This window comes from Salimicrobium halophilum, assembly GCF_900100295.1.
Taxonomy (GTDB): Bacteria; Bacillota; Bacilli; order Bacillales; family Halobacillaceae; genus Salimicrobium; species Salimicrobium halophilum.
The window spans coordinates 289,912-305,019 of the sequence record NZ_FNEV01000002.1 but is presented as its reverse complement, the minus strand read 5'-3'; the positions used below and the strand labels follow the sequence as shown (position 1 = coordinate 305,019).

20 protein-coding genes and 1 pseudogene are annotated in these 15,108 nt (G+C 44.9%); 3 read left to right on the top strand and 18 right to left on the bottom strand.

The features are described from left to right. Positions 1-11: 11 nt before the first annotated feature. The 3 genes from BLQ44_RS05070 to BLQ44_RS05060 all read right to left on the bottom strand — a co-directional run bounded on the left by BLQ44_RS05070 (position 12) and on the right by BLQ44_RS05060 (position 1,714). Positions 12-380: a DUF3221 domain-containing protein gene (locus BLQ44_RS05070; RefSeq protein ID WP_143004693.1), complete on the bottom strand. Its 369-nt coding sequence runs from the start codon at positions 378-380 to the stop codon at positions 12-14. Between the two features lie 113 nt (positions 381-493). Continuing rightward, complete coding sequence (locus BLQ44_RS05065; RefSeq protein WP_093192927.1) at positions 494-1,195, bottom strand: Type 1 glutamine amidotransferase-like domain-containing protein; 702 nt, start codon at positions 1,193-1,195, stop codon at positions 494-496. A 63-nt stretch (positions 1,196-1,258) separates the two neighbouring features. Then, positions 1,259-1,714 (bottom strand): DinB family protein, encoded by a 456-nt coding sequence (locus BLQ44_RS05060; RefSeq protein ID WP_093192708.1) that lies wholly within the window; start codon positions 1,712-1,714, stop codon positions 1,259-1,261. Between the two features lie 231 nt (positions 1,715-1,945). Between BLQ44_RS05060 and BLQ44_RS05055 the strand changes: the two genes are divergently transcribed. Continuing rightward, entirely contained in the window at positions 1,946-3,307 is a 1,362-nt protein-coding gene (locus tag BLQ44_RS05055; RefSeq protein ID WP_093192706.1) for an LVIVD repeat-containing protein, read from the top strand. A gap of 82 nt (positions 3,308-3,389) precedes the next feature. On the opposite strand, the gene BLQ44_RS05050 is transcribed toward BLQ44_RS05055, so the two are convergent. The 6 genes from BLQ44_RS05050 to BLQ44_RS05025 form a co-directional block, all read right to left on the bottom strand. Continuing rightward, a complete protein-coding gene (locus BLQ44_RS05050; protein ID WP_407690365.1) occupies positions 3,390-3,638 on the bottom strand; it encodes a YuzF family protein in 249 nt (82 codons plus the stop codon). Positions 3,639-3,733: 95 nt separating this feature from the next. Further along, positions 3,734-4,069 carry an HIT domain-containing protein gene (locus BLQ44_RS05045; RefSeq protein ID WP_093192704.1) on the bottom strand — a complete coding sequence of 112 codons (336 nt, stop codon included), beginning with the start codon at positions 4,067-4,069 and terminating at the stop codon, positions 3,734-3,736. Positions 4,070-4,175: 106 nt separating this feature from the next. Beyond that, positions 4,176-5,519 (bottom strand): LPXTG cell wall anchor domain-containing protein, encoded by a 1,344-nt coding sequence (locus BLQ44_RS05040; protein ID WP_093192702.1) that lies wholly within the window; start codon positions 5,517-5,519, stop codon positions 4,176-4,178. Positions 5,520-5,646: 127 nt separating this feature from the next. Further along, positions 5,647-6,423 (bottom strand): ABC transporter ATP-binding protein, encoded by a 777-nt coding sequence (locus BLQ44_RS05035; protein ID WP_093192700.1) that lies wholly within the window; start codon positions 6,421-6,423, stop codon positions 5,647-5,649. 66 nt (positions 6,424-6,489) lie between these two features. Further along, positions 6,490-7,263, bottom strand: coding sequence for an anti-sigma factor (locus BLQ44_RS05030; protein WP_093192698.1), 774 nt, complete (start codon positions 7,261-7,263; stop codon positions 6,490-6,492). Beyond that, on the bottom strand, positions 7,256-7,819 hold the full coding sequence (locus tag BLQ44_RS05025; RefSeq protein ID WP_093192696.1) for an RNA polymerase sigma factor: 564 nt from the start codon (positions 7,817-7,819) through the stop codon (positions 7,256-7,258). Before BLQ44_RS05025 ends, BLQ44_RS05030 begins: the two co-directional genes overlap by 8 nt. 182 nt (positions 7,820-8,001) lie before the next feature. Here BLQ44_RS05025 and BLQ44_RS05020 point away from each other — a divergent pair, with 182 nt between their 5' ends. Next, positions 8,002-8,763: a sporulation protein gene (locus BLQ44_RS05020; protein WP_093192694.1), complete on the top strand. Its 762-nt coding sequence runs from the start codon at positions 8,002-8,004 to the stop codon at positions 8,761-8,763. Between the two features lie 299 nt (positions 8,764-9,062). Here BLQ44_RS05020 and BLQ44_RS16830 read toward each other — a convergent pair. Next, positions 9,063-9,467, bottom strand: a pseudogene (locus tag BLQ44_RS16830) (cupin domain-containing protein); the annotation flags it as partial. Positions 9,468-9,831: 364 nt separating this feature from the next. Between BLQ44_RS16830 and BLQ44_RS05010 the strand changes: the two are divergent. Further along, positions 9,832-10,701, top strand: a complete 870-nt coding sequence (locus BLQ44_RS05010; RefSeq protein ID WP_093192692.1) for a DMT family transporter — start codon at positions 9,832-9,834, stop codon at positions 10,699-10,701. 36 nt (positions 10,702-10,737) lie between these two features. On the opposite strand, the gene BLQ44_RS05005 is transcribed toward BLQ44_RS05010, so the two are convergent. From BLQ44_RS05005 to BLQ44_RS04970, 8 genes are all read right to left on the bottom strand, one after another. Then, on the bottom strand, positions 10,738-11,160 hold the full coding sequence (locus tag BLQ44_RS05005; protein ID WP_093192690.1) for a GNAT family N-acetyltransferase: 423 nt from the start codon (positions 11,158-11,160) through the stop codon (positions 10,738-10,740). Positions 11,161-11,181: 21 nt separating this feature from the next. Then, a complete protein-coding gene (locus BLQ44_RS05000) occupies positions 11,182-11,709 on the bottom strand; it encodes a hypothetical protein (RefSeq protein ID WP_093192688.1) in 528 nt (175 codons plus the stop codon). 43 nt (positions 11,710-11,752) lie between these two features. Continuing rightward, positions 11,753-12,061 carry a hypothetical protein gene (locus BLQ44_RS04995; RefSeq protein WP_093192686.1) on the bottom strand — a complete coding sequence of 103 codons (309 nt, stop codon included), beginning with the start codon at positions 12,059-12,061 and terminating at the stop codon, positions 11,753-11,755. Between the two features lie 61 nt (positions 12,062-12,122). Continuing rightward, positions 12,123-12,590: an NUDIX hydrolase gene (locus BLQ44_RS04990; RefSeq protein ID WP_093192684.1), complete on the bottom strand. Its 468-nt coding sequence runs from the start codon at positions 12,588-12,590 to the stop codon at positions 12,123-12,125. A gap of 81 nt (positions 12,591-12,671) precedes the next feature. Continuing rightward, on the bottom strand, positions 12,672-13,064 hold the full coding sequence (locus tag BLQ44_RS04985; protein ID WP_143004692.1) for a VOC family protein: 393 nt from the start codon (positions 13,062-13,064) through the stop codon (positions 12,672-12,674). Beyond that, on the bottom strand, positions 13,061-14,041 hold the full coding sequence (locus tag BLQ44_RS04980; RefSeq protein ID WP_093192682.1) for a Gfo/Idh/MocA family protein: 981 nt from the start codon (positions 14,039-14,041) through the stop codon (positions 13,061-13,063). The genes BLQ44_RS04985 and BLQ44_RS04980 overlap by 4 nt, the downstream gene beginning before the upstream one ends. A gap of 25 nt (positions 14,042-14,066) precedes the next feature. Continuing rightward, entirely contained in the window at positions 14,067-14,630 is a 564-nt protein-coding gene (locus BLQ44_RS04975; RefSeq protein WP_093192680.1) for a hypothetical protein, read from the bottom strand. A gap of 41 nt (positions 14,631-14,671) precedes the next feature. Next, positions 14,672-15,073, bottom strand: a complete 402-nt coding sequence (locus BLQ44_RS04970; protein WP_093192678.1) for a VOC family protein — start codon at positions 15,071-15,073, stop codon at positions 14,672-14,674. Between the last annotated feature and the right edge of the window lie 35 nt (positions 15,074-15,108).

The following is a 15,108-nucleotide window of genomic DNA, read 5'->3' as shown; positions in this document are numbered from 1 at the left end:
TCACCGGTTATCTATTCCGAAACCAAGTCTATTTGTTGAGCCTCACGCTGAGGTATTTCAGAATCCTCTTGGGTACCGTTCCAGTAAACCATTGCCTTAGTTCCGACTACTAAGTCTATGTATTCATCTGAATCCACGTAATAATAGGCTCCACCCTTCTCCAGAGCCATACCAGTAAGCTGACTTACAGATTTATCAACTACCTCGTCACGTTCCGTATTTGGTATCAGCAAAATTTGATTGTCGTTATCATCGATTTCTCTTTTGTGAGCAATAACCCCTTCTTGTTTTTCAAGAGAGGGATCGTCGACAGTTTGATTTTGGCCCCCACACCCACTGAGAAAGAAAACCATAATTAGAACTATTGCTACTTTCTTCAATCTATCACCCTTTTTGAATGATTCTAGGCACTCATGCTTGACTGCGTTCAATACACTCCAGAATCAACTATCAATGTAAGCAAAATTTTCTGCCCTCTTTATGCTAATTTAAACTAGGTGAGTCTATACACCTTCTCCCCATCGGTCTCTGAAACTACCTCATTCACAAAATGGAGGGCTGCTTCATCGTCTATTCCGTAACCGATAGCCAGGTTGAGTTTTCTTAAAGCGGCTTTTAAATTCTCTTCTTCCTTCCACTCTGTATAATGGACGCTTACCACACAATCTTCGATCAAGCCAAGCCCCTGGAGAAAAAGATGTTTGTTTTGGGAATTATCAATAGGAGGAATTACACAATTCTCAGGGATGATTAACGCCCCTGCTGAAAAACCGGCAACAGGGACTCCTTGATGATAAAGTCGTTTGATCCGCTCACCAATCTCAGTATCAACAATATATCTCCGGTATAGTTCCGTCTTACCACCACCGATGATTATTCCGGTACAGGAAGATAAAACATACAATGTTTCACCTTCTGGCTCAGAACCAAGTGGAAGATAAACGAATTCATTTATCCCATTATCCTCTAGCACGGACGCATACTTGGACATATAGTCTTCCCAACCGTCTCTCTCCAGAAATAATATAGCTACTTTCCCTTTTCTAGTAACCTCTGCAAACTTTTCCGCAAAGTAGTCACTAAAGGGTGGACTTCCCCCGAATAAAAATATATGTCTATTATACGTCACTTTACGTAATCGCTCCTTTTTCAAAAGAGTTCCGGTCCCCCTACACACCTTTGGAATTCTCCTCATTGGTTGCAAGCTATGAAAGTCCACCTAGATCTTCCATACGTCGGAAAGCCAAAAGTCGGACGGTCATTTACTCATAAGCATCTGCTTCATACTTTTGATGATTCCCATATGCAAATTTTCATGATTCATATGGAAAACAAACATGCCGCCTAACGTTTTCATACCTAAGAATGATTCATTAAGTGATTTGTTCAAATGACCTTTGCATGCATGTTCAATAAGTATGGGTTGTTCTTCAAGTTGTTTAATTATATCAGCCATAGACGGCAGTTCTTGTGACCATTCCTCCGGTCTACTCCCATCAGGAAACAGTACATGATAATTGTGAGGAACTTGTCTCTCTTCAGCCGGAAAAATTGCGTTGTCCCAACCTACTAAAATATGACCACTATTCCAGCTTATATTATTATTATGACCTTGTGGAATTTGATCAACCAACTCTTCTGAAATTGTTTGAAGATATTCAACGGTCCATGTACGCCACAATTTCATTTGTTCAAATAATTGCTCCTCTTTCACAAACTCTCCCCCTTTAAAAATATATCAATTACTCGAAAGAAAGGACTATAGCCTATGTAAACAACTATAAACAGGGGCATAAGTCCTTTGATATAACATACAAGGATAATATTGCCTATAAAACTCAAGTACTATCACACGATTATTGTCTTATTTTTCTGATAATTACTGACGGAATGCATCCCCTATGATACCATAATTTATGGAAAATATTTTAATAGGAGGTAATTTATGAAGAAAAAACTTTTAGCGACTTCTATTGCTGGTATCATGTCGTTATCTATGTTCACACCTACGACCTTTGCCCACGATATGTTAGATGGGGTAGGGGTTGAAAAAGGTGCACAAGAAGCAGACCTGAATGATATCCCTAAACTGGAAGGGAGCAAGAACCTTTCGAATTGGAAAGAAGTTGCAGCGGAGCCTCTGAAAAAATACGACGGCGTCGAAAATAATACTGCCGATGTCTACACTTATAAGGGCTACGCTTATTTGGGCACACATACGAAGAACGGTGGCGAAGGCGGAGTCCGAATCTTTGATATGAAGGATCCTGAAAACCCTGAAGAAATCGCCAAGTTTGCAGATGATATCCCTGGCACATGGCAGGAAAAAGTGATTGTGAAATCAGTGAACACACCTGAATTCAAAGGAGAATTGGCGGTTGTCAGCGTTCAGCAATTAGATAGAGGTAATCCTGATTCTAAAGGCGGATTCCTTTTATACAATGTATCTGACCCGCATAACCCTGAGAAACTCGGATTCTGGGAAATGGACAAGCGTGTTCCGGGAACTCATGAATTATACTTAACCGTTCAAAAAGGCAAACCTTTTGTACTGGCTGCTAACCCTTACGCCGACTACTTCACTCATGGAGAGAGTAAAGACTTCGCGCTGGTGGACGTCTCGGATCCGAACCAGCCGAAAACTATCTATGAGTTCGATCCACGTATTCTCCCTGAAGTATCAGAAGACTTCAATGGCTATCATTGGAACTCCCCCGATGGGAAAACAAGACCAGTATTCAACCATAGTGCCATGACTGATAACAATGGAGATACGGCTCTCTTATCCTTCTGGGATTTAGGGACAATCATTCTAGATATTTCTGATCCTTACAACGTAAAATATGAGGGACGTACAGATTTCGCTCCAGACGTCCAGGGCTCTGCCCACTCTGCAACTTTAGCAAAGGGTGGAAACGTCTTAATTGAAACAAGAGAAGTCTACAATCCTGTTAAAGAAGGATACGAAGAATCATACGGGTACACGAGAATTTTTGATATTAAGGATCCTACTAATCCAAAAGAACTGAGTACTTTCAAGACGGATCTAGTTGATAATGTGGAAGATGGTGTCACGTTCGCCAACACGGTTCACGATCCTAAAGTGCGCGGCAACACCTTATATCTATCCCATTATGCAGGCGGTCTTTTCGCAGTCGATATCACGAACCCGGCCAAACCGACCCAAATAGGCCAATACCAGCCTGAGGGAGCTTACTTCTGGGGCGTTGATATTGATCGGAACTATATCCTCGCCTCTGATATGGATAACGGATTGAAGGTTCTGCTTAAAAACAACGGAAAATGATAAGCACCGGCTTAGATGATTTTCAGGTCGTAGGGGTTTTCTCTACGACCTGTTTATTTTTCACGACACACCATTATAAATTCTAAGATTCTGGCATAATCCAAACAATTTCAGAGATGCGGACAAAAAATGCTGAATCACGTTCTTGAAGCACGACATGATCGGGTTTCACATCCATTACTGTCCCACTTACGGAACCGCGGGACGTATCAATAACCGCTCTTTTTCCCATCAGGCTTTGAAGAGCTGCATATACATAAGGCTCCACTACCACCACCTGCATAGGTCTGTTCGGCGACGCCCCGGAATACATCATTTCATTGGGTCGCATACTTTTCCCCTCCTGGTAAGTTACTTCATACGTTCATTCTATTTCTTACCAGCTTGGCTCATTCCCACCTATGTAGGGAGGCATATTAACACCATTCACTCCTCCCTTAAAGGCTTCCCGGAAACTATATGCCAATGTAGATGTTTGGAATCCTGGTATTCTCCGAGATTCGTTATAACTCTACAAGCACCCTTTTCTTCTTTTACCTTAGCGGAAACCTTTTTGATCACGCCAAGCAGTTCTAATAGTAATTCGTTATCGCTTTCTTCTAATGTGATGAGGGAAGATATGTGCTTCTTGGGAATAGCAACTATATGGGTAGGCCAAAAAGGTCTCGTATGATAATAAGCCAATATGTTTTCGGTCTCCATCACCTTAGTTACCTGGGTTTTCCCGCTTAGTACTTCTTCACAATAAAAATCTTCTGGCATAATAAACCTCCTTATGTCTACTAGCTTCGACAAAAGGAAATGTTTTCCTTCCTCTTACATTACTCCATATGAAAAACCGCCCCTTCAAAAAGAGGCGGTCTACTAATTACTGTTCCTGTTGTCTTCTGAAGTGGAACACAAGTGCTGTGATCAGTGCGAACATTCCACCGATTGCAAGCCACGTTGTGCTATTCATTCCTGTATCTTGTGGTGCAAGGCCGGTCTTCGGCATGTCGGATGGCATTTCCTGACTAAACTTATCAGGGAACTGTGCGGAAATTGCTCCGGATAGTGCTTTACCAGGAGTGAACATGTGCTCATAAGCCGCACGGATGTCACCATAAGCTGCTTCATAGTCTTCCATAGCGTAGCTGTCAAAAGCGCCGATTAGCTGATTCACGTGCATTTGTAGCCCTTCTGACATTACATCAGCACTTACTTTTCCTTCGGTCGCTGTTTCGATGAAGGAAGAGAACTCAGAGCGGTAGCCTTCAAGTGCTGTCAGCGCCTGTTCTTTCGCCTGCTCATCTTCCGCCCCTGTCGCTTCTACATAAGAGACGAAGTTACCGATGTGGTCGGACCACATTTGCTGGAACTGCTGTCCCGCTTCTTCTCCGTATACGGAAGCAATCGTGTTGGACAAGTCTTCGGTGTTATTGCTCAACGCTTCTGCAGATGCTTCGAAGTCTTCACTTCCGTCAATACCATTCTGCATCGCTACGACTGCTAGTCCTGCGTGTTCACTCAACAGATAGCTCAAGTCGGAACGTAGATCTGCCGCCGGCGTTACCGCGGATGTATCATTGAATTTCTCAGGGAATTGGTTGGACATTGCGTCGGAGAGCCCTTTACTTACCATATACATGTGGCTCATCGCTTCTCTTTCATATTCATATGCTTTGTCATAATCTCCCGCAACGAAGGCGTCAAATGCTCCGATAAGTTGGTTCACGTGCATTTGAAGTCCTTCCGCAAGTGCTCCTGCTTCTAAGCGTTCTCCTGTTGCCTGTTCAAGGAACTGGGAGAATTCCTGTTTGTATTGGCCAAGGTTATCGAGCGCTTCCTGTTTAGCCGCTTCATCCTCAGCACCTGTCGCTTTTACATAATCGACGAAGTAGCCGATATGTTCAGACCACATTTCGTTGAATTGGTTACCCGCTTCTTCTCCGTAAACGGAAGCGATCGCCGCTGAAAGATCTTCTGTATTCTGGCTCAATGCGCCGGCAGCCTGATCAAAGTCGGAAGCTCCTTCCGCTCCTTTTCTCATTGTTTCTACTGCCAAATACACGTGTTCACTCAACAGATGATCGAGAGATGACCGAAGTTCTACCGCTTCTGTATCGACGGACGGTGTTTCTACGTGATCGTCCGCGTACACGTTCAATCCTAAGCTCGGTACAGCAATCGTTGCAGCAAGCGGAATCGTTACTAGTCCTTTTTTCCAGTTCATTGATGATCCTCTCCTTTTTAATTGATTTCACCAAGCATACGGAGAGGATCTCGCACTGGATCATTATTTTTCGAAAAAAGTTGAATTTTTTATAACTTTTTTAAAAATATCCCTCTGTGACGAGGGTTCATCGCTTCATTAAAAATGGACGTCGTTTGTTCCAGGTGATATCAACGGGCACTTCGAAGAACGAAGACATCGTATCTGAGGTAAGCAGACGGGACGTGTCTCCGGAATCATATATCTCCCCTTCTTTCAAAAGCAGCGTGTTTTCAAATACGGGTAACACCTCGTCGACGTGGTGGGTTACGTAGAGAATTGTCGGACCGTTTTCCCTCTGAGCGATACGTTCCACCGACTCAAGCAACTGTTCTTTCGCGAGGAAATCAAGACCGTTCGTCGGTTCATCCAGGATAAGAAGCTCAGGATCTGCCATCAGTGCTCTCGCAATAAGGACCCGTTGCTTTTCCCCCGAGGATAACGTTTCATACAGACGGTTGGCATAATCAAAACAGCCGAGATCTTTCAATAACCCGATCGCTTTTTCTCTGATCTCATCCGTAGGTGTATCATACAGCCCTATGGAAGCGAAAGCCCCGCTCAGTACGACTTCAAACGCATTATCTCCTTTATGCAGACGATTCTGCACGGAAGCAGAAACGAAACCGATCTGCTTGCGGAGCTTTTCAGCAAGATAGGTCTTACCGAATTCGAGGCCGAGCACATTCATTCTTCCTTTCGTAGGAAATGTATAAGCATTGATGAGATTCAAAAGAAACGTCTTCCCCGATCCGTTCAGGCCAAGCAGGGCCCAGTGCTGCTTCTTTTCCACTTTCCAGTTGATGTCGTTCAGAATGAAGCGTCCCTCCCTCTTAAGGGAAACGCCTTGCATATCAATGATCATGCGCTCATCATCCTCCTATGTATGTAGAAAAAGCCGCTCCCTTTTAAAGAGAGCAGCCCTCATTCTTTATATTTCTGCAGCGAGTACAATGTCTCCCTGAGGTGTTTCACTATCAGGTCCAGGTTCTTTGGTGATGGCGAGCGTATCCCAGTTCCCGTCCTGGAGCTCATCCATCGGATACGTCACCGCTCCGGTGCCTTCTTCGTTCGGTACGAAGGTTCCGGCTCTTACCGGCTGGCCTTCTTCAAGCAGCCATACCTGATAGGCTTCATCACCCGAGAGAGGTTCAAGCTGTTCTGCCTGAACGACAAGCTGAGCTTCCCCATTATTCGCAACCATCGAAGCCCGGCCACTCGCTTCTCCCCCTTCAGGGTTCTGAAGAGTAAGTGCCTGTTCGAGGTTATCGATCACGACTTCTTCTTCCGGTTCCGTCGTTGTCGTTGCCGGCCATTGGGTGAGAAACGCTGCATTCCCTATCAGAGAAGCGGCGAGCGCGGCAGCAAGCCCCCAAACGGCCCAGTTCCTTTTCTTCTTCGGCTGAAACAACGCCGGTTCATTCATGTTTTCTTCACGTTCGACTGTCTGTTCTTTATTTCCTGTATCTGTAGAAGTGCCCTCTTCCTCTTCGAAAATGGAGGAGAGCACACGCCCTTTCATCTCTGTATCCGGCTCTACAGGTTCGGAGAGGTAAGGAAGGTCTTCCGTCAAAGAACGCCACTCATCAAGCTCTGCCTGACACGACTCGCACGTCTCCAGATGCTCTTCGAACTGTTTTGCTTCTTCGTCTGTTAACTGTCCATTGAAGTAATCGATCAGCATATCGCATCGCTTGTCACTCATGTCGTTCCTTCCCCCCTTCTCTCCGATTCATCTCTGTCTGTAAATGTTTCAATGCCATTCGTATTCGTCCTTTTACCGTTCCAAGCGGTACACCCAGCTGTTCGGCAATCTCCCTGTGGGATTTTGCATCGAAATAGAAAAGCTGGATCGCCCGCTGTTGATTGTCATTTAATACCCGCATTGCTTCTCTGACCGCTGTCGCTTCTTCCTTCCATTCGTACATTTCTTCGACGGAAGGTTCGTTCGTTTGAAGGGCATCCCTCTCTTCGAGTTCATAAGGAGTATCCTTTTTCTTTCTCATAAGATCGACGGCTGCGTTCCTTGCGATCGTTAGCAGCCAGCTCGAGAATTTCCCCTTAGAGCTGTCATAGGTGCCTTTCTGCGTCCATAACTTCATGAACACATCCTGCACGACTTCTTCGGATAACCCATGATTGTTCGTCATTTTATAGCTGAAGGAAAACAACAGTTTCTCATACTTGTCGTATAGCGTTTCGAGCGCGTCTTTATCTTTATGAAGGACGCGTCTGTACAGTTCTTCATCCTGAGTACTCATCCGCTTCTCCTTTTTCTGTGTGGTAATCCCATTATAGAAAACAGATCACCGGAATACAACGTTTCTCATTCAGCATACGTAAGAAAACGTCTTTTGGATGTGCAAAATTACGTAATACCACTAATTTTTTGAACCAAACTTTCTTATTTTTTCGTATAATAGTAGAAAAGGAGGGTACTTCTATGTTCAAAAAATTCTTGGCCAGTGTAGGCATTGGTGCTGCAAAAGTAGATACGCAGCTCGAGAAGGAAACATTCGTCCCGGGAGAAGATGTCCAGGGGAAAGTCGTGGTCCAGGGCGGAGAAGCCGAGCAGACGATTGACGCTATTCATATTTTCCTTATGACAGAAGCGATCCGGGAAGTGGATGACAAGAAAGTGAAGGAGAAGGTATCGCTCAAGAAGTATAAAGTGAGCGATCACGTAACGATCGGCGAAGGGGAAACGAAAGAAATCCCATTTACCATCCAGCTTCCATACCACGCTCCTGCTTCCCTCGGACGTCTACCGATCTGGTTCGAAACCGGCGCGGATATCCCGATGGCTCTCGACCCTGAGGACCGGGACCCAGTAACGCTGAAGCCTCACCCGTATATCGAAAAAGTACTCGAAGCGCTTGAAAACCATCTGGACTTTCGTCTTCGCGAAGTCGAAATGGAATACTCGAAACGACACGGGTTCGTGCAGGAATTCGAATTCGCTGCCGGCGGGGAGTACCGGGCTTATCTGGATGAACTGGAAGCTATTTTCTTCCTGAGTGAAGACAAGCTTGATGTGATGCTTGAGGTGGATCGTCGCGCACGTGGCCTTGGCGGACTATTTGCGGAAGCTCTCGAAATGGATGAGAGCCGTGCGAAAGTAACGTTGAGTAGCTCAGAACTCGAGGGGCCTGTCCAACAGGTAGCTGAAAGATTGAAATCGGAGATCGACCGTTACAAAGAATAAGCAAAATACCCCGGAAGAGAATCCCTCTCTCCCGGGGCGTCTTTCTTCTACATATTCTTACTTTCCATCAACAACTGCGATTCTCCCGTCTTCTCCCAGTTCTCCACCGTTTCATACGCTTCTTCCGGCGAATATCCTTTTCCTACAAGGACCCCCATCAGAATGAATTCCTGCATGACGTGCGTCATATTCACTCCTTTGTCGATATCCTCCAAGGCCTTCTCCACGAGATACTCCGTGTACTTCACCCACTCATCCGGCGTTTTTTCCATGGCGTGATCATTTCCATGTTCATGATGTTCCTCCGCTGCAATCGCATCCGCTTTCGTCCGGTGAACAGTCCCAAATGGATGGTTCGGCGGAGCATAAATCGAATACAGCTTCAGCGGCACATTTCCCGTATTCATCAGGTTATGCCAATATCCAGCGGGGATTAGGATAGCAGAATCATCCTGGACATTTCTCATGAAATTCAAATCATTCTTATTTTTTCCCATCCGTGTCGTTCCGCTTCCCTGTTCTATACGTATAAACTGATCGACATCCGGGTGTATCTCGAGGCCGATATCTTCTCCCGGCATCAGGCTCATTAATGTAACCTGTAAATGATCTCCCGTCCAGAGAGCTGTCCGGAAATTATCATTCCGCTTCGTCGCTTCGTTGATATCGATGACGAAAGGGTTCGGTCCGTAATCCTTCAGCATCATCGACCACGAATCATAACCGGACGAATAAGAAGAGCGTTGTTCTTCTTTTGAAGTTTTCTCTGAATGAGGGTAGACCGCTTCGCCGTAATAAGGTTTATGGTAGGAATCGTAAACCATACATCTCCATCCTTTCACAAAGGGCTATCTTCATCGTATGCACCCGGGACAGATGTGTACACGGAAAATCAACGAAATAGAAGCGGGTGTTCTTAATAGGGAATAGCCACCTAAACCTCCTAAATATTACAAAGGTATTACTTTTCCTTATTAAAGGTTTAATTTCGCAAATGAAAAGGAAATTCCCCCTTTACGAGTTGATAAAAAATACATTTATTTCTAAATAAATAAAGGAGGATTTTGCTTGAAATTTGGAGGAACCACTCTGGTAGTGCTGGCCGCTATCTTCTGGGGGATTACCGGAGGCATCGCAGATATTTTAATGAGTAAAGGATGGGACCCTCTTGTCATATCCTTCTATCGTGGAGCAGTAGGATTATTGTGTTTCATAGGCTGGTTTCTGCTCAGCTGGAAAGAGAACTGGATCGTATCCGGCCGCTTGTACTTCTTCGCCATAATCGCGGGGCTCGGCGTTGCAGGGAATTTCACGTTTTACTTCCTGGCGATCGAGTCTTCCAGTATAGCCGTAGCTGCTACCCTGATGTATACGGCGCCCGTATTCGTGCTTCTAGTCTCGTTTGTATTGGGGATCGAGAATTCGAGCTGGTTTAAATGGATTTGTATCGTCGGTGTTCTGATAGGAATCGTTCTGCTTACAGGAGCTTACAATACCGATAAGATATCCGCCGGCTTTCTTGGAATAGCAACCGGACTTGGTGCCGGGGTGTCGTACGCGCTCTTTATTTTCGGTTTTAAGAAAGCGGCAGCCATCGGTAAACCGCAGATGATTTTGACGACTGCCTTTCTGGCATTCTGTGTCATCTTGTTCCTTCTCACGGATACCCAGGAATTGACGGATGTTTTAGGATCCGGTGACATCGGATGGTTCCTGTTACTCGGAATTCTGGGGGCAGGTGCTTCGTTCATCATTTACTTGATCGGTGTGAAGTGGACCTCTCCATCTACCGCTTCGATGGTCGCGATGGTAGAACCGGTGACAGCTTCCTTATTCGGCGTGCTGATACTAAGTGATACACTCACGCTCATTCAGCTTGCAGGGATGATTCTTATCCTGTTTACCATCACCACACTAAGCATGAAACAGTCCGCATGACGTTTTTTCCGTCTCTCTACGATGAGAGGCGGATTTTCATTTATCAAAACGCTTGATCAGGAAATATTGATGGAACCCTTTGGGATGGTCTTCAATACACCCGAACACTTCATAGCCGTTGTTTATGTAGAACTCCGGAGCTTGGAAGCTGAATGAATCCAAGTAAACAAACCTGCATTCATTGTTTCGGGCGAATCGCTCCACCTTTTCGAGCAACGTACGTCCATATCCTTTCCCTCTGTATTCTTCCGCTACCCACAGAAATTCTATATGTACGTGGTGCCAGAACGAGTTGGCTGTGATGCCTCCGCAGATTTCTCCGCTGTCATCCTTGAGCATAAAGCTGATATCCTTGTTCGGTGTTTTGAGCTCATCAGGGAGTTCTTGCATATTGTGTTCGATTACCTTTTTCCTTATATAGTCACTGTCGTCCTGTTTCCATTGTTGGATGATCTCCATAACTTGAGCAGCTCCTTTTTGTTAAAACCTCTCGCGGATGGACATATCATCCTGTGATAACCTATCATTCACTTCTTGCAGCATATTATCCGCCTCACTTAGATCACTGATGTCATTCAGGAGGTTATGAGCATACTCCAGATTGTCATATCGTTCACTTTCCGTATCCAACCTCATGGTTTCTCCACTCACTTCCAGTTCCCTGCTGAAAAAATAATCTCCGATTAAATTAAGGTATTGCAAAGGTTCCCCTCCATCGTTCAGCTCTTCCGTCGAAGCTCTGTTCATAGTCATGAGGTTCACTTGAAGGGTGCTGAATATGTATTTCAACGAGGTGTAATCGCTTTGGCTTATTTCTTTTGAGTCGATGGCATTCTTTAAGATGTCTGCACCAACTTGAGATATAGTGGTCACATGCTGCTCATTCAAGCTGGTCACTTCCTCAGACCGTTCGGCTGCCTCTTCTTTTTGACTGTAGAAGTAGAAATTCAGAGAGACAGAGAGTAGGAAAAGAGCTGCGACTAGACCTATAATCATCTTTCTCTTCAAATCATACCCCTCCTCATGACCATAGGAGAAAGATACTCCTGGTTCAATTTTCGATCAGAATCCAATAGGCATCAAAGGGCTCGTTAAGAGGTCCAGACTCTTTACATATAATCGTTACATGTTGCCCTTCTTCCAATCTTTCAAATTTAAAGTCGCCTATGCTGTCGATCCTCGGCTCACCTTTGGACCCGTCTATACTTGAAGATATTACAATAGTATTATTGTTCTGCTTTTCTACCACAGTCCCTTTAAGTATCAATGAGTCAGTAACTAAATGGAAAACGATTACACCTACTACAATTACGGCTGAGAATATGAGAATAATTACACTGGACTTCAACACTTTATTCATTTGTATTCTCCTAACCTTAGTAGTCACTAACTAAGAAGAATATTATCCTCATAAATAGAATTCATTTAATAATAGGACCAGGTGTATCGTTCATCCAGTCATGTATGAAAGGGGCCTGGTGTGGATTCAACTTTTGAGGGATCGCCTCTTTATGTAGAAAACATAATTCATGACTTTCCTTATTCTTTTCCACCGTCCCACGGAAGTCCGTGACCTTGAATATGATCTGCACACTGAAGACTTTGTCTCCATTCTCGTATTCGGCAAACCCCTTCGTTCCCGAGTAGACACCGAATAGGTCCAATGCGTTCATAGAGAGACCCGTTTCTTCCTTCACTTCTCTCCTTACGGCTTCTTCGAACGTTTCCCCGACTTCCAGTAAGCCACCCGGGACTCCCCATACTCCGAAATCCGTTCTTTTCTGTAACAGAATCCTTCCTCGTTCGTCTTCAATGATCGCCCCGCAACCTACGGTGATCAACGTTTCGTGACCGATCATCTCTCGCATGGTTCTTATATAATCATTCATGTTTTTCTCCTTATGAATTACTTATTTAAAGCTTCTCACTCAAATACATCTTTTCCGTTACATTATTAGGATTCTCGATTTTCAGATGAATTCCAAACTATTCCCGTCCAGATCGTTGAAGTGAATTTTAGCATGACCGAACCCCTCTCTCGGATTCGGCATCACGAACGGTTCCACCGGCTCAAAACCGAAAGCTTTCCGCGGTTCGCATCCTTTCTCTTTCAACCAGGTCACCGAGTTTCTCAATCCCTCCAAAGAGACTTCGAAAGCTATATGCCTGATGGATGGATGGTACTCAAGCTCCACGTTGTCCGTTTTCCATAAGCCGAGCCAACTCTGGTCCTTAACGATCCATAGAAAAGCCAACCTATCTTCTATCCTATGATCAAACTCAAGTCCCAGCCTCTCATAGAATTCGATCGACTTATCCAAATCTCTTACTGGCAAATGTACTTCATAGAGTCCTAGAATCATGACTGATAATACCCCTTCACAAACTCATCCATCACCTGGTTCGTGCGAAGCGCTGTCTTTCCTGTACTCGGACATGTCCCCTGCCCCAGTAATTCCCGGACGATGGATTGGATGTGATAATACTGGATATGCTTTGGATGCTCGACATAGAACGACTCTTCTTCCGATTCTGTCAAAAGGGTGATCGGCTGGTCATCAAACGTAGAGAACTGGATCTCACCTTTGGTTCCGACGATACGATTATCGTCCGCATTTTTGTAAGAAGAGAAGTTCCATACCCCGGTTCCTACTGCGCCGTTTTCAAATTTCCACGTTCCGTTCACCGTATCTTCAGCTGGATAGGAATCCGCCAGATTATCAGCTGCTCCCTGTACGTCTGTAATCGGTCCGAGTAGATAATCGAACAGATCGAGCGTGTGCGATCCTACATCGTAAAACAGTCCCGCTCCACTCTGCTCAGGAATGACTCGCCAAGGCCAGCTTCCATCTTCCTTTTTCTTGACGATTTTCTGCGTTTGTTCCATCGTTGCAAAACGGACCTCCCCGATTGCTCCTTCATCGATCAGTTCTTTCAGTTTTAGAAACCTGGGCAGAGATCTACGATAGTAAGCAACGAATAACGGTACGCCATTCGCCTCACACGCTTCAATCATCGCTTCACATTCCTCCGCACTATTCGCCATCGGTTTTTCTACATACACCGGCTTTCCGGCTTCTGCGACCATCTTCGTATACTCCATATGAGAGGATGGTGGCGTCGCAATATAGACGGCATCAACTTTATCATCGTGAATCAAGTCTTCTGCCCGGTCATACCATGTCGGCACTCCGTGGCGTTTGGCATAATCTTTCGCTTTCTCTCCGTTCCTTCTCATGACAGCTTGCAGTGAGCTCTGTTCAATGAGCTGAAATGCAGGTCCGCTCTTCTTTTCTGTGACGTCTCCGCAACCTATAATTCCCCATCGTATCGTTTGCATGTAAAATCCTCCTCTGAATCTGTTTTTATCCACCTTGTCTATCTACGATATCTCCATTTTCCGCTAATCCCCGTACAATCGGTTCCAATTTCGGCTGAAAATAATACCTTTCCCCTCTGTGAGTGATGATTCCCGCCTTTTCGAATGATTTTTCATCATCTGCTTTCGTTTCGATCACTGCAATAGCTGGGTTATTTATTTCTCCGAACACAACATGAAAGTGGTGCTCATGAATCCGCAAAGGTTCGACATATACCCTCATATTTTCATTATCATAATGGGTCCATCCACCAGACCCGAGGTTCTTCCACCCGTTCTCGTCATTCCCTTTCAGAAAAGCGATGGCCAGCGCTTCGAAGTCAGCTTCCGGAAGATTATCTACTTCCGGATCGATTGTGTACATGACTACATTTACCCCATCGCGTTGTTCTGTGTGGATCACTTCATTAATATCGTTATCTATTTCTTTTTCTATTGCTTCCTGAACACTATCGTACCTCTTTGGACCATCATTCAAAAAATTGGACACCAAGAGGTAACCCGCCTGAATCAGAAGGAAAATCACGACGAAGATGAGAATTTTCTTCAAAGTACATCTCCTCCCTTCTTTACAACCGTCAAACCCTGCACTTATGTACTTGGCGCGACAACTTCAACTTTAATTCTATCAGGGTCTTCAAAGTAAACAGCATAATGGTCTTCGCCGCCCGCGTACGGATAATCCTTTTCGTACAACATCGGCACCTCCCATTTCTTCAGCATTTCCCTTATCTCATCAACTCTGTTACGAGATGAAGCATGGAACGCCAGGTGATTCAGTCCTGTTCTGCGCCGGTGGTAAGGCACGTCCAGATACTCGCTTTCTGTCTGAACGAACACCAGATACGTTTCTCCAAGCTTCCAGCTATGCCCGTTATCCCATTGTTGAAAAGATTCATAGCCCAACTCTACCAGAAACCAGCCCCAAAAGGCTTTGGACTTTTCTAAATCAGATACATAGATTTCCACGTGATGAAGTAGCCCCTCTGTCAAAATCCCACCCCTTTCTATACCTTAATTTAATTACA